The sequence below is a fragment of the Microcystis panniformis FACHB-1757 genome (assembly GCF_001264245.1).
Classification (GTDB): domain Bacteria; phylum Cyanobacteriota; class Cyanobacteriia; order Cyanobacteriales; family Microcystaceae; genus Microcystis; species Microcystis panniformis.
Window position 1 is genome coordinate 2773978 of record NZ_CP011339.1, and the last position, 13346, is coordinate 2787323.

Consider the following 13346-nt stretch of genomic DNA (forward strand, 5'->3'; position numbering starts at 1 on the left):
TTTAATCTACTCGGATAGACATTCAATTCAAATAACATGATCTGAATTCTACCAAAGAAGAATATGATAATGTCTAGTAACTTTTTTCAACAATACGCTATCAAATTACTTCAATTAGTAACTAATGGTAATTTTGACACAGAAACTCAGTTTATTTCTTTGGCTGGAACAACACTGGTTGTTGATCTTGGTAATGCAAATTCAAAGATCATCAACAAAGAAGTATTTGACATAGGGAATGCTATTCCAACTTGGAGTACCCGATACTCCTCTAACAATAGTTTATTAACTAGCTATACTCTTTTTCTCTATTCTATTGACTTAGACGGGGATCCTGATCCTCAACTAGATAGCGAAATTGAGAAAGCCTATAACAGCCTGATGGACTCACAAAGCAAATTTAATGATATTGATACTCAGGCCAGAGAAAAATACAATACTTATAAAAATCAAGCAAGCGAAAACATTACTTTTGGGGATTATATTAATCAGTTTTACCCAGCTTACAGTATAGCTAAAGATAGTTTAAACGCTAAAATTATCCAATATGAAGACTTAATGAAACAAAAATATGGTGATGGTTACTCAGTCATTGCAGAAGCTAGAAAAGCAGTAAGTCCTACAGGGGGAGCAGCCGACATAACAGATAAAAATTCCTATAATATGCCTATTATTACAGGATCTCTAGCATCAGCAGGGGGAACGACCACGTTACCCGGCCAAACTCCACCCCCACCTGATTCTACATTAGTTGAAAGTTATGCACCAGCTTTTTCTATTGATGGTTTTACAACCAAGTATCAAGAATGGCAAGCTGCAAGTGCTGATGATAAAAAAGCTGGCTATACAATTACTATTAAAAAAAGTAACTCTGTTATTGATTCAGAACCATATTTTAATGAAATTCCGTTTGATTTTTCTACCTTTCCTAATTTTCTAAATTTTTCCAATTCTGACAGTGACGATAATTGGTGGGATGAACAATTTGAATTGACGATAAGTTTTATCGGTTTGGCAACATTCTCTATCTCACCTGGGGTATGGTTTGATAAAAGTATCGTGTCAAACTATTGTCACAAACTTAAGTCTGATTATCCTTCATTTTTCGGAAAAAATGGTTCAATGAGTCTCCTACCAACTGAAATTATTGTTGGCTTTCAGCCACAGATCAAGCTTAGACTTAATAATAAGGCTTACCAGTCGGCAAAAAATTCTCTAAATAGTCAAAAATTAATTACAATAGGCTCGTTTAATATTGGGAGTTCTCAGTGCTCAACCTATGGAAGCAAATCCGATATCTTGTATGAAGATAGTGGCAACACAATTACGATTGGTCCAGTCAAGAGTACCTTGCCTCTGTTGCTAGGTGTGACCTCTACTAAACTAGGTTTATCATCACCAAAACCCCCCATATCTAAATCTGTTCAGTTTGGTGATCAATTCTATTTAAGAAATCAAAATGGTCAATATATCGTAGGTGCAGATAAATCTTTGGGATTAAATGGATCACAATATTATCCCAGATTGGGAAACACAGGTAAAATTGCCTTAGAATTTACAGGTGGGATAGGCAATGTTGAGAATGGAATGATTGTTCAAATCAAATCTACTGAGGAATTTGTCGGTAAATATAACGTCTTGGGTGCTTGGACAACCCCAAGCTGTTATTACTACTCTACTGAAACAAACTACCAACAACAAAATTGGCAAATTTTTAAAAATAATCCTAATGATAAACTCATCCAAGATGGGGATCAAGTTTATTTTAAGAATATATACTATAAAGACCAGAATCTTGTTAGTAATGGTCTTTATTTAACCACTAAAAAAGATGTTGATGAATTTTGGATTATTGAAAAGGTTGAGGATCAAGATAGCTAAATTGCGATCGCTTCTTCTTCTCGATTGGGTTGAAACAACGAAACCCAACACTAATAAAGGTGTGTTACTGCGGTGACATACCTTTTACTATCAACGGCGATCGCTTATATATCTCTCTATTGGTCAAACTTTAGGAAGACGCGATCGCAGAGGAAAAATTGTTATTCCGCCATCAGGATATGCTATAAATTGGAGATATTTCAGTTGGCAAAGTGGCAATGATTTGGAACTAGCATTTGAAGGGGATAAACAGAAAGCAAAAATAAATCAAAGAAAACATAACATTTCTTTTGAAGAAGCATCCACCGTATTTGATGATCCCTTAGCTGTAAATTTCGATGATCCTGACCATTCTACAGGGGAGAATCGCTATCTTATAATAGGTTTATCAGATCAAGGTAAATTTCTATTTGTTTCTTATACGGATCGTGATCATAAAATTCGTTTAATTAGTGCAAGATTAGTTACACCCAAAGAAAGGAGATATTATGAACGAGAAAATCCAAGATGAATTAGAAGATGACTTGCGAGAAGAATATGATTTAAGTCAACTTAAAAATCCTGTTCGCGGAAAATATTACCAACAGTATCGGGAAGGTCATAGCGTTACTATTCATCATGAAGATGGAACAAAAACGGTTGAACATTTTCCAGCGCAAAATGATGTAATTATTCTTGATCCTGATGTTAAAAAATATTTTCCTAATTCGGAATCCGTTAATGCGACCTTAAGAAGTTTAATTAAATTAATTCCTCAATAATAGTGCGATGCCTACGGCACTGCATAGCAGCACGCCCCTTCTTCTCGATTAGTTTGAAACAACAAAAACCAACAATAATAAAGGTGTGTTACTGCGGTGACACACCTTTTACCTATCAGTTATAATGGAAAGGTTTGAAGCCTAGACTTTCATCAAATGATGCTCATCTCTCTGAAAAATCCTGGTATCGTATCGTACATAGTGTAATGTCGTTGTCACTACATTATGTTAAAATAATTAAGTTTGGAATTACACACCCATCTTATGAGTAGTAAAACAAAAAGTAAGACTCCGCGTAATACCCTAAATTTGCGAATTAAGCCAGAAGAACGCAATTTGATCGATATGGCAGCCAAAGTGCAAGGTAAGAATAGAACTGATTTTATTTTGGAAGCCGCGCGGAATGCTGCGGAGGAAACTTTGCTCGAACGTACTATTTTTTGGGCTAGTCCAGAGGCTTATGCAGAATTTATCGCACTTCTAGATGCACCACCTCAACCTAATGAACGTTTACGCAAAACCATGCAGACGCTCGCACCTTGGGAGAAGGAATGAATTTGACACCACCTGAACCTCTGGCTAGTTATCACTCAATCACTGATTTTTCCTGCGGAATTACTTCTCTTGATGATTGGTTGAAGCGTCGAGCTTATGCTAATCAAGCCAGTGGTGCAACTAGAACTTTTGTTACCTGCGTTGACAATAGGGTAGTTGGGTATTACGCCCTTGCTTCCGGGGCGATTAGTATACAATCAGCTAATGGTAAATTTCGGCGGAATATGCCTAACCCAATTCCAGTGGTAATTTTGGCACGATTGGCAGTAGATACTTCTTCCCAAGGTCAAGGTTTAGGATGCGGTTTATTTCGTGATGGTGCGCTACGGGTTGTTAAAGCGGCTGATACCATTGGTATTCGGGGAATTATTGTTCATGCTATTTCAGAAGAAGCTAAGAATTTTTATTTGGCTTTAGGTTTTGATGTGTCTCCTCTTGAACCGATGACGTTGATGATTACTCTTAATGATTTACGCGCTTGTATTGCTTAGTGCGCTACAGGGGCAACACGGGGTCAACCACAGGGGGTTTGCCCCTACAGGTACGTTTAAGTCCAGAATAACTTTGCTTATGGCCTCATGAACGAGATATTTGCCCTGATACACTTTACTTAGATTCAGTTAAACTAAAATGATCATCATCTTGCTTGTCAACTAACGAACAATTGACAAACTGATGATCATATTATACTAAATTAGGTATCAACCTTAATCATTAACCCCAACATGGGAGATAAACCCATTTACTGGATTGGGACGTCAAGGGAAGATATTAGAGATTTTCCTGAAGACGCAAAGCGTAAAGCAGGTTTTCAACTGAGAGCTATTCAACAGGGAGAGAAACCCAATGATTTTAAACCCATTCCCATTATTGGTCAAGGAACAGAAGAAATTAGAATTTGGACAGGAGAAACCTACAGAATCTTTTATGTGGCAAGGTTTAAAGAAGCGATTTATGTCCTTCATGCTTTCGGTAAAAAAACACAGAAAACCTCGAAAAAAGAAATTGAATTGGGACAACAACGTTATCAACAAATGATTCAATTTAGACAACAATTACAGGAGGGATAACCATGACACAATCTAACCCTATTGAGATCACTTTTGGTAGCGATAACATCTTTGAAGATTTAGGATTTAACAGTGAAGAAGCAACTAACTTAAAAATTAGAGCCGATTTGATGTTAACCTTGCGGTCTTTTATCCAAGAAAAAAGATGGACACAGCAAGAAGCCGCCACTTTTTTCGAGGAAACACAACCGAAAATTAGTGATTTAATGAATGGAGAAATTAGCCGTTTTACTGTTGATAAATTACTCAGTCTTTTAGATAAAACGGGAATGAAAGTTAAACTCGAAATCTTCACCAAGTAACTTAAAATCATCAATAATTGACCATGAACAAGGGTTACATCCACATGGGAAAAGGATTTAATTCATCTTCCGTCAAAGTCTCTTTTAACCATCCCATGCTAACAGGAACATCATACAATCTTCCTGCCCCTAAACGCTTCCACATATGACGCATTCCGGGGACAATGACTTTAGCCACCCTTAAACCAATATCGGGACGAGTCTGATCTAAGACTAACATTTCCATCTCCTTTGACTCAACAATTCGCTGACACAATTTAACATCCGCTAATAAATCATCACTAGCTAATTGTAAATAATTATGACTTTTTTTGGGTATTATTTTACTATCGGGAACTAAATAAGATTGATTGCTTAACCTTGCCGTTTGCCACCATTTAACCGCCAAAGGATCAGCAGAGGGAGGATAAATCGTTGTCCCATCTTCCTTAAAAGATAACACATTGGGTAAGATTTGATTAACCTCTGTTAACGCTCGACTAATAGCAATTTTCGGGTCAAAATGCGCCCCATACCCTAACAAAATGTCCTCCACTTCCCGCTCCTTTCTCGGACTAATAGCAGCAAAACAGGGAATATTCAAATCACTGGTAATATCTAACACCCATAGCTCCCGATTTAACCCCTCATAATATTGCTTTAATTGCTCAAAATATGGCTCATTAAAGCTCTCTAAATTAACGGAAGGTTTAACTAATTGATTATACCACCATAAAGCCACACAATCTCGTTCCACTAACTCCATAAACCCTTGTAAAATCGCTTCTTCTATCGTATTTCCTGCGGCGCAGCCATTAGAATCAGCCCAACAATCTAAGGGTTCAGATTGAGAATAACCATAATAACAATATCCCGTCGGTAAATACTTAAAATCTTGAGCGGTTAAAGACCATACAGGAGTCCAATCAATGATTCTAGTTTCATCAAAAGGTTCAGGGACTTTTTGAAACCATCCTTGATTCTTCCCATTCCATTCTTCTCGATGTTGATATTGTTTTTCACTAAAATTCATACATTTGTTAGGATGAATAGCTTTATCTCCTAACTCTTGATAACTCGCTTTTTCTCTGATTTCATTCCCTTGAAAAACTCCCGAATAGCGCTCAATAGCTTCACAAAATCCACTTGCTTTTGCTTGACTATCTGTACGGCCTTTTCCCGCACTTCTACCTCCAATATTTTGCCGTAAACTGTCTAAATCATCAAAGACACTACGAAAATGATGTTTAGCTACATAAGTATGAACTAAAGCATTCCCTTGTATCTTATTTAATTCTCGCACAATTCCCGTAATAGGACCGATATGATGTTGATAGGTTCTTAAGGTTTCTTCAGGAGAACAAAAACGATGTCCCCCATCACTGGTAAAAGCCTTTTTACGATGTCCCAAAACCACGGGTAAAGGTGTTTTATTTAGAGAATATCCACAACTAGGACAGTTCGGACGTTTAACTAAAATATGCTCTTGAAATTGTAAATTTAAAGTATCATAAGTCATTAGCATTCCTTCTAAACGTTGATTTTTACCTTGAATAATCCACTTAAAAACCTCCATAGCCGTCAGATTTAAAACCGTCTGTATTGTCGCTGAAGAAAACCCTAAAGGAGAAATTAAAGAAATCTTATTGTCTCTCTGTCTAATGATAAATTCCTCCACGGGACGATTATCTCGTAATCGTTGAGCCAAACAATGCCAACAACCAGTTTTATCGGGATCAAATAAGGGACCAATCCATGCTAGATTTCCCAGGGGATTAACTAATAACCAAGGCTTTTGCGAGACTAAAGCTTGTTGATTAATACTATCTAAATCAGGATGAAGATAATTATCGGTTAAAATAATGGTTAAATCCCCTTCATCTGCGACTTGAATTTGCAAGGAATTTAAAATATTGATCAAATCTTGCTGGGGAATTGAGCCTAGGCTTTTAACCGTAACCTTCAGAGATTGTAATCGTTCAAAAGCTTGGTCTTGAGAAACCTGAAGATGATGGCATAAAATTGCTAAATTAGACGGTAATAATTCTTTTTTTTCTAACAAAAACCCTCGTTTATATAACTGAAAAATTGCTTTTTGAATTGCCAGACTATAATTAATAATAACTGCGAACGAATTAGTATTACTAGGATTGATTTCTTGATTTTGTAACAGTTCTAACTGAAGAATATCAATAATTTCATCAAGATTACGTTGACCATCGATTAATCTTACTAAACGATAATAAAGCGGCTCTTGAAAACAGATTGATTCTCGCTCAGATAGAAAAAATACCGTATTTGGTTCTAGGGTTTCAATTGAATAGGCAGGATTCCAATCAAGCTGGTTGAACATAATTTTTACTCTCTTTTTAAGGGATAGGTAAGGTTGATGATATACCTATAATATAAGGTTGATAGCAGTTATCTTAATTGTGAGCTGCGAAGTTTTCGTTTTCGGGAACGGCGAGGAAGCAGCCCATTTATGCCAAAATATAAAAGCGATCGCTAAAAGTGATTAAATTTATTCAATATGAAGACAAGTAATTTAGCTTCACTCTCGCCTCTAAGAAGAAATTAAGCCGGGGATTTAGTCAATTTGGTCAAGAATAATCGGTTAGAGGTGAGAAATCAGACCCCTAATTTCTTCCCTGCCTGAAATTTCTCAATTTCTCGGAATAAATTTGACTACCAAAATCAGGGTAAATAGCCCAAATATCAACTTAATAAAGTTTTAATAGACATTTAAGCCCTAATAGATTAATCTTACTTTTTTTAAAGCCGATATGCTGCCTCGCTAATCCTTTTAAGACTTGAAAACTTGGTATTCTGTCAGGGGTTGGCCGTGAGAGGGGTCAATTTTCAAGGATAATTTGTAACAGAGTGTTGAAAATTCCTTTAATCTTAGTTATGAGCGATCGCCCACCAGAACTAACCCTAGCCGACCAGGCCCCTGCCAACTACGAATGTCGCTCCTGCGGCTACGTTTACGACCCCAGCAAGGGAGATAGTAAAACCAACACTCCCGCTGGAACCCCCTTCGAGGAATTGCCAGAAACGTGGCGCTGTCCCGTGTGTGGTGTGCGTCGTTCCCAATTTATCAACATCGGAGCCAAAGATGCTCCTTCGGGATTCCAAGAAAATCTTAGCTATGGTTTTGGAGTTAACCGTCTGACTCCGTCACAAAAAAATATTTTGATTTTCGGGGCTTTAGCGCTAGGATTTGTTTTCTTTATTAGTTTATATGGTTTAAACTAACTCAAGCACTCATTATCTTTAATCCAACGGCTCTTATGAGCCTGTAACCCATCGGGTACAAACCCTAATCCGTCCCGATTCCTTGACCAATACCTCTGAACCATTGATGAGAAAACTGAAACAATTCGTAATAGTTCTAGCTGTAGCCTTTTTCTGCTTTAGCTGTAGTAGTGTGCCATCCCTGAGCAGTAGTCCTTGGCAAATCCTCACCCTCGACACTGACTCCACTTTTGCCGATATCGCCTTTACCGACGACCTGCAGCACGGTTGGTTAGTGGGAACCAAATCTACCCTCTTTGAAACCACCGATGGGGGGGACAGCTGGCAGCAAAAAGTCCTCAACCTTGGCGAAGAAAAAGTTAGCTTTAGCGCCGTCAGTTTCCACGACCAAGAGGGTTGGATTGTCGGTAAACCCTCAATTCTTCTCCATAGCGAAGACGGGGGCAGCAGCTGGTCCCGTATCCCCTTAAGTGAAAAATTACCCGGTTCCCCCTACGGAATTATCGCCCTTAACGACAAAACCGCCGAAATGGTCACGGATTTAGGCGCTATCTACCGCACCAAAGACGGGGGCAAAACTTGGCAAGCTTTAGTGGAAGGTGCTGTGGGTGTGGCCCGGACAATTGTTCGTTCCCATGATGGTAAATACGTGGCCGTTTCCGCACGCGGTAACTTTTATTCCACCTGGGAACCGGGGTCAACAGAATGGCAACCCCACAATCGTCTTTCCTCCCGCCGCTTACAAAAAGTCGGTTATGGTGAAAATGGGGAACTGTGGGCCCTGGCCCGGGGTGGTCAACTACAATTTACTAGCCCCAATGATCTCGATACATGGGAAGATAAGGTATTCCCCGAGTTTTCCACCAGTTGGGGACTTTTGGACCTCAACTACCGCACTCCCGAAGAAATTTGGGTCGCTGGTGGTAGCGGCAATCTGTTGGTCAGTGATGACAACGGCCAATCTTGGCAAAAAGATCGCGCCGTGGAAAGTGTCCCCTCCAATCTCTATCGAATTGTTTTTATCAATTCCGACAAGGGTTTTGTCTTGGGACAAAATGGGGTTTTACTGAAATATAATCCCCCGAGCGAACCGGCCTAAAACTTGTCTCAGGGTCAAGAAAGTCTCTATTATAGAGATTGAATTTTTCAAGTCCTATCATTCCGAGGAGAACCGTCCATGTCAGGTAGTACCGGCGAACGTCCTTTTGGCGATATCGTTACCAGTATTCGTTACTGGATTATCCATAGCATCACCATCCCCATGCTGTTTATCGCAGGTTGGTTATTCGTGAGTACCGGTTTAGCTTACGATGTTTTTGGCACTCCCCGTCCCGATGAGTATTACACTCAAGAGCGTCAAGAATTACCGATCATTAATGATCGCTTTGAGGCCAAAAATCAAATCGAGCAGTTTAATCAGTAGTTTACTTTAATTAAGGATAAAAACAATGGCTAGTGGTAATCCCAATCAACCCATTTCTTACCCCATTTTCACCGTTCGCTGGTTGGCAGTTCATACCTTAGCGGTTCCCACTGTCTTCTTTATCGGTGCAATTGCGGCAATGCAGTTTATTCAACGCTAGGAGAACAATTATGGAAAGAACACCTAATCCGAATCGGCAAGCCGTCGAGTTAAATCGTACTTCTCTTTACCTAGGTTTACTCCTAGTTGCTGTCTTGGGAATTTTATTTTCCAGCTATTTCTTTAACTAATTAGTCCCGATTTATTCTCATCGCAATTAGGAGGTGTTATTCATGTTCGCAGAAGGTCGTATTCCTTTGTGGTTAGTCGCCACCATCGCCGGTCTAGGCGTTATCGCCGTGGTTGGTCTTTTCTTCTACGGAGCTTACGCCGGTTTAGGTTCCTCTATGTAATTCCATATACGGGTAATTTCCCCGGGCAAAAAACCGTTAGTTATAGAAATAACTAGCGGTTTTTTCACTATTCGGTTTAAAGTAAAGCTCGATCGAACTTTAAAAACCCACACCCTACACCCCACTTTCCTATACCTTTTAAACAGGATTTAGTCTCACGTTTGCAGGAGAACTAATAATCAACAAAAAAAAGGAGTCAAAGACTTGACTCCTTTAGTTATATAGATGATTTAGCTAAAACTAAACTTCTTGTTTACGAGTGCTAAGATCACCCAATTTTTGGAATAAACCGAATTCCACTTGTTCTTCCAGATCCGGATCGACCCCGGCGAATACGTCGCGGTAGATGGTACGAGAACCGTGCCAGATGTGACCGAAGAAGAATAGTAAAGCAAAGACAGCATGACCGAAAGTAAACCAACCCCTCGGAGAAGTGCGGAATACCCCGTCAGACTTCAGGGTTTCGGTGTCAAACTCGAAAGCTTCACCGAGTTGCGCTTTACGGGCAAATTTCTTCACATCAGCAGGATCGCTGAAGACCTGACCATCGAGAGCGCCACCGTAGAAAGAAACGGTAACACCACTTTGTTCGATACTCAGTTTCGATTCCGCACGACGGAAAGGAATATCAGCGCGAACGATACCTTCCGAGTCAGTCAGGACAACGGGGAAGGTTTCAAAGAAGTTAGGCATCCGACGCACGCTCAGGACGCGACCTTCGCCATCTTTGAACACAGGGTGTCCTAACCAAGATTTAGCGATACCGTCACCGCTATCCATGGCACCAGTACGGAATAAACCACCTTTAGCGGGGCTATTACCGACATAATCATAGAAAGCCAGTTTTTCGGGGATTGCTTGGTAAGCTTCGGCGATGGTGGCCCCATTGGCGATGCTGGCCTCGACGCGACGCTCAATTTCTTCTTGGAAATAGCCCTTATCCCATTGGTAACGGGTCGGGCCAAAGAGTTCGATCGGCGTGGTAGCATTACCGTACCACATGGTTCCAGCCACGACGAAAGCCGCAAAGAAAACGGCGGCGATACTGCTAGAAAGCACCGTTTCGATATTACCCATTCTCAGGGCTTTATAGAGTCTTTCGGGGGGACGAACGGTTAAATGGAATAAACCGGCGATAATCCCGACGATACCCGCAGCAATGTGGTGAGCTACCACACCCCCGGGGTTAAAGGGGTTAAAACCAGCAGGTCCCCATTCGGGAGCTACGGGCTGCACATGACCGGTTAAACCGTAGGCATCGGAAACCCACATCCCGGGACCCCAAAGGCCTGTTTGATGGAAAGCACCGAAACCAAAGCAAAGTAAACCGGATAAGAACAGGTGAATACCGAACATTTTCGGCAAATCGAGGGCAGATTCGCCCGTGCGGGGATCGACGAATAATTCTAAATCCCAGAAAACCCAGTGCCAAACCGCCGCTAGGAATAGCAGACCGGATAAAACGATATGAGCGGCGGCAACGCCTTCAAAAGACCAGAAACCGGGGTCAACACCAGTTTCGCCGGTGACGCTCCAGCCACCCCAAGAACCGGTGACACCTAAACGGGCCATGAAGGGCAGCACGAACATTCCTTGCCGCCACATCGGGTTTAATACGGGGTCACTGGGGTCAAAAATAGCAAGCTCATAGAGGGCCATGGAGCCAGCCCAACCCGCTACCAGTGCGGTGTGCATCAGGTGAACGGAAATTAAACGGCCCGGGTCGTTGAGAACGACTGTGTGTACTCGATACCAAGGTAGTCCCATTGACTACGCTCCTCCTATTGACAATTTAGTGTCCACTTAGACGCTTTTTATATTCAGGGTCAAATATAAGCCCAACAATCTCGACGGTTAAGTGCAAGAGTTAGCCGACCTACATTATCCCTTGAAAAGTGTATCTATTCTAAAGAAGTGTAACTATTGTTAGAACAGATTTCAAGTGCTTGCGATCGATCTTCCGCCAGAATATTCCAACCCACATTCCGCACCCTAAAGTGTCACATTGAAAATTTTATCTAAATCGTCAAAACGATTGCCGGCTCTGAATTACAGGCTAATTTGTTTGCCCAGCAGATGCACAATTAGCCCTAAAAATCTGATAGCTCTGATACCAAATTATTGAGATAAACTCTCATTAACGTGGCGATCGCTGACTAGAGTGTGACACTTCATAATTCTTAGTAATCGCTAAAAGTCTTACTATACAAGGGCTAGAGCAACTTTTGATTTCAACCCACATTCCGCACCCTCAACTGTCACATAAGCTGTCCCCCTCCAGAGACTTGAGTAAAAATACTTATCTGGTGAAGGTTTTCTCGGTGGCCGTTAGGGGGATATTGAGACCCCTAATTATGAAAAAATAGGAATTGTTGGAAAACTTAGGCAGTGGGCTGTTCGACCATGAATCAATCAACAGAAATTGAAGTCAAAAATCTAGACCATCTGGGATTAGTAGCCGGAATTATCGATGAAATAGGAATCGTTGAAATTATCAACGAACAAGTCTCAATTGAGCGAGGAGAAATTGTCACAGCGGGGCAAGTCGTGAAAGCAATTATCCTGAACGGATTGGGATTTGTCTCCCGGGCCTTGTATTTATTTCCTCAATTTTTTGAAGATAAAGCAACCGAACATCTGCTGGGAGAAGGCATCGAAGCAAAACACCTGAATGATGATAAAATTGGTCGAGTGATGGACAAACTTTATCAACTGGATGTTTCGGGGATTTTCCTACTCATTAGTTTAGCAGCCGTGAAAAAATTTGGTGTAGCAACCGAGAACTCCCATTTAGATTCGACTTCTCTATCAGTAGAAGGAGAATATAACAAGGAATACCCAACAGTAGAAATCCTGAAATCAGGAGCAGTGGGAGAAGAAATTGAAACCAGACAACAGCCAATAAAAATTACCCACGGATACTCCCGCGACCGACGACCTGACTTAAAACAATTTATGATTGACTTAATCGTAAGTGGGGATGGAGATGTACCTTTATTCCTGAAAGTAGGGGACGGAAATGAAGCAGACAAAGCGGTTTTTGGTCAAATCGCCCGAGAATTTCAAAAACAAGTTGACTTTGACAGTTTAATAGTCGGCGATAGCGCCCTCTATAGCAAAGAGAATTTAAAACTAATGAAAGAAATGCGTTGGTTGTCTCGAGTCCCCTTCAGCATTAAAGAGGCTCAAGAGTTAGTCGATAGCATCTCAGAAAAAGAGTTAACCGATGCAGAAATACCGGGTTATTCCTGGCGGGAAACAAGCTCTAACTATGGGGGAATAGAACAAAGATGGTTGCTAGTTGAAAGTCAAGCTAGACAAGAATCAGACTTGAAAAAATTAGAGAAAAAAATCGAGCAGGAAAAGAATTCTGCCCAAGAAAAAATCCGGCAACTATCCCGAAGAGAATTTGAGAATAGAGGGGCGGCGTTGGCGATAGTCAAGGGATTATCTGACTCCTTAAAATATCATCGGTTAACGGAGATTAAAGTCAATCTCATTCCGCCTGAGACGAGAGCAGTCAAAACTCAAATCAAAAGACGATTTGCCCTCTCAAAGCTATCAGGTTCAAGCCGAATTAGAGTTGAATTTGGCTGTCATTGAGAGGCTCAAGAAACGAGCAGGACGATTCGTTTTAGCAACTAACGATTTGGAGCATCTCACCTTTG

15 protein-coding genes and 1 pseudogene are annotated in these 13346 nt (G+C 40.6%); 14 read left to right on the forward strand and 2 right to left on the reverse strand.

Going from position 1 to position 13346, the window contains the following annotated elements; all coding sequences use genetic code 11:
• The first annotated feature begins 69 nt into the window (after positions 1–69).
• The 7 genes from VL20_RS13275 to VL20_RS13305 all read left to right on the forward strand — a co-directional run bounded on the left by VL20_RS13275 (position 70) and on the right by VL20_RS13305 (position 4569).
• Positions 70–1881 carry a hypothetical protein gene (locus VL20_RS13275; RefSeq protein WP_052276778.1) on the forward strand — a complete coding sequence of 604 codons (1812 nt, stop codon included), beginning with the start codon at positions 70–72 and terminating at the stop codon, positions 1879–1881.
• Positions 1882–2104: 223 nt separating this feature from the next.
• Positions 2105–2392 carry a BrnT family toxin gene (locus VL20_RS13280; RefSeq protein WP_052276779.1) on the forward strand — a complete coding sequence of 96 codons (288 nt, stop codon included), beginning with the start codon at positions 2105–2107 and terminating at the stop codon, positions 2390–2392.
• Complete coding sequence (locus VL20_RS13285) at positions 2370–2642, forward strand: hypothetical protein (protein WP_002799473.1); 273 nt, start codon at positions 2370–2372, stop codon at positions 2640–2642. Before VL20_RS13280 ends, VL20_RS13285 begins: the two co-directional genes overlap by 23 nt.
• Before the next feature lie 264 nt (positions 2643–2906).
• Entirely contained in the window at positions 2907–3197 is a 291-nt protein-coding gene (locus VL20_RS13290; protein WP_002778803.1) for a type II toxin-antitoxin system TacA family antitoxin, read from the forward strand.
• The gene (locus VL20_RS13295; RefSeq protein ID WP_052276780.1) at positions 3194–3688 is read left to right on the forward strand and encodes a GNAT family N-acetyltransferase; all 495 of its coding nucleotides are present in this window, start codon (positions 3194–3196) and stop codon (positions 3686–3688) included. Before VL20_RS13290 ends, VL20_RS13295 begins: the two co-directional genes overlap by 4 nt.
• A 234-nt stretch (positions 3689–3922) precedes the next feature.
• Positions 3923–4267, forward strand: coding sequence for a type II toxin-antitoxin system RelE/ParE family toxin (locus VL20_RS13300; protein WP_002798095.1), 345 nt, complete (start codon positions 3923–3925; stop codon positions 4265–4267).
• A gap of 2 nt (positions 4268–4269) precedes the next feature.
• Positions 4270–4569 carry a helix-turn-helix domain-containing protein gene (locus VL20_RS13305; protein WP_012266232.1) on the forward strand — a complete coding sequence of 100 codons (300 nt, stop codon included), beginning with the start codon at positions 4270–4272 and terminating at the stop codon, positions 4567–4569.
• A 34-nt stretch (positions 4570–4603) separates the two neighbouring features.
• Here VL20_RS13305 and VL20_RS13310 read toward each other — a convergent pair whose 3' ends face one another.
• Positions 4604–6901: a TOMM precursor leader peptide-binding protein gene (locus tag VL20_RS13310; RefSeq protein WP_052276781.1), complete on the reverse strand. Its 2298-nt coding sequence runs from the start codon at positions 6899–6901 to the stop codon at positions 4604–4606.
• Between the two features lie 554 nt (positions 6902–7455).
• On the opposite strand from VL20_RS13310, the gene VL20_RS13315 reads away from it, so the two are divergent.
• The 6 genes from VL20_RS13315 (at position 7456) to VL20_RS13340 (ending at position 9678) form a co-directional block, all read left to right on the forward strand.
• Complete coding sequence (locus tag VL20_RS13315) at positions 7456–7803, forward strand: rubredoxin (RefSeq protein ID WP_052278463.1); 348 nt, start codon at positions 7456–7458, stop codon at positions 7801–7803.
• Between the two features lie 106 nt (positions 7804–7909).
• Positions 7910–8902 carry a photosynthesis system II assembly factor Ycf48 gene (locus VL20_RS13320; protein WP_052276782.1) on the forward strand — a complete coding sequence of 331 codons (993 nt, stop codon included), beginning with the start codon at positions 7910–7912 and terminating at the stop codon, positions 8900–8902.
• 78 nt (positions 8903–8980) lie between these two features.
• Positions 8981–9226, forward strand: coding sequence for a cytochrome b559 subunit alpha (psbE, locus tag VL20_RS13325; protein ID WP_002749269.1), 246 nt, complete (start codon positions 8981–8983; stop codon positions 9224–9226).
• Between the two features lie 25 nt (positions 9227–9251).
• Positions 9252–9386, forward strand: a complete 135-nt coding sequence (psbF, locus tag VL20_RS13330; RefSeq protein WP_002736175.1) for a cytochrome b559 subunit beta — start codon at positions 9252–9254, stop codon at positions 9384–9386.
• Between the two features lie 10 nt (positions 9387–9396).
• The gene (locus VL20_RS13335) at positions 9397–9516 is read left to right on the forward strand and encodes a photosystem II reaction center protein PsbL (RefSeq protein ID WP_002735805.1); all 120 of its coding nucleotides are present in this window, start codon (positions 9397–9399) and stop codon (positions 9514–9516) included.
• Between the two features lie 42 nt (positions 9517–9558).
• Positions 9559–9678 (forward strand): photosystem II reaction center protein J, encoded by a 120-nt coding sequence (locus VL20_RS13340; RefSeq protein ID WP_043995402.1) that lies wholly within the window; start codon positions 9559–9561, stop codon positions 9676–9678.
• Between the two features lie 240 nt (positions 9679–9918).
• Here VL20_RS13340 and psbB read toward each other — a convergent pair whose 3' ends face one another.
• Complete coding sequence (gene psbB, locus VL20_RS13345) at positions 9919–11445, reverse strand: photosystem II chlorophyll-binding protein CP47 (RefSeq protein ID WP_002785360.1); 1527 nt, start codon at positions 11443–11445, stop codon at positions 9919–9921.
• 636 nt (positions 11446–12081) lie between these two features.
• On the opposite strand from psbB, the pseudogene VL20_RS13350 reads away from it, so the two are divergent.
• Positions 12082–13333, forward strand: a pseudogene (locus VL20_RS13350) (IS1634 family transposase); the annotation flags it as partial.
• Positions 13334–13346 lie beyond the last annotated feature (13 nt).

Bases quoted from the DNA above. Each gene is read 5' to 3' on its own strand.
- VL20_RS13340 (WP_043995402.1), top strand. From the start codon at position 9,559: ATGTTCGCAGAAGGTCGTATTCCTTTGTGGTTAGTCGCCACCATCGCC.
- VL20_RS13320 (WP_052276782.1), top strand. From the start codon at position 7,910: ATGAGAAAACTGAAACAATTCGTAATAGTTCTAGCTGTAGCCTTTTTC.
- VL20_RS13285 (WP_002799473.1), top strand. From the start codon at position 2,370: ATGAACGAGAAAATCCAAGATGAATTAGAAGATGACTTGCGAGAAGAA.
- VL20_RS13310 (WP_052276781.1), bottom strand. From the start codon at position 6,901: ATGTTCAACCAGCTTGATTGGAATCCTGCCTATTCAATTGAAACCCTA.
- VL20_RS13275 (WP_052276778.1), top strand. From the start codon at position 70: ATGTCTAGTAACTTTTTTCAACAATACGCTATCAAATTACTTCAATTA.
- VL20_RS13300 (WP_002798095.1), top strand. From the start codon at position 3,923: ATGGGAGATAAACCCATTTACTGGATTGGGACGTCAAGGGAAGATATT.
- VL20_RS13295 (WP_052276780.1), top strand. From the start codon at position 3,194: ATGAATTTGACACCACCTGAACCTCTGGCTAGTTATCACTCAATCACT.
- psbE (WP_002749269.1), top strand. From the start codon at position 8,981: ATGTCAGGTAGTACCGGCGAACGTCCTTTTGGCGATATCGTTACCAGT.
- VL20_RS13290 (WP_002778803.1), top strand. From the start codon at position 2,907: ATGAGTAGTAAAACAAAAAGTAAGACTCCGCGTAATACCCTAAATTTG.
- VL20_RS13335 (WP_002735805.1), top strand. From the start codon at position 9,397: ATGGAAAGAACACCTAATCCGAATCGGCAAGCCGTCGAGTTAAATCGT.
- VL20_RS13315 (WP_052278463.1), top strand. From the start codon at position 7,456: ATGAGCGATCGCCCACCAGAACTAACCCTAGCCGACCAGGCCCCTGCC.
- VL20_RS13305 (WP_012266232.1), top strand. From the start codon at position 4,270: ATGACACAATCTAACCCTATTGAGATCACTTTTGGTAGCGATAACATC.
- psbB (WP_002785360.1), bottom strand. From the start codon at position 11,445: ATGGGACTACCTTGGTATCGAGTACACACAGTCGTTCTCAACGACCCG.
- psbF (WP_002736175.1), top strand. From the start codon at position 9,252: ATGGCTAGTGGTAATCCCAATCAACCCATTTCTTACCCCATTTTCACC.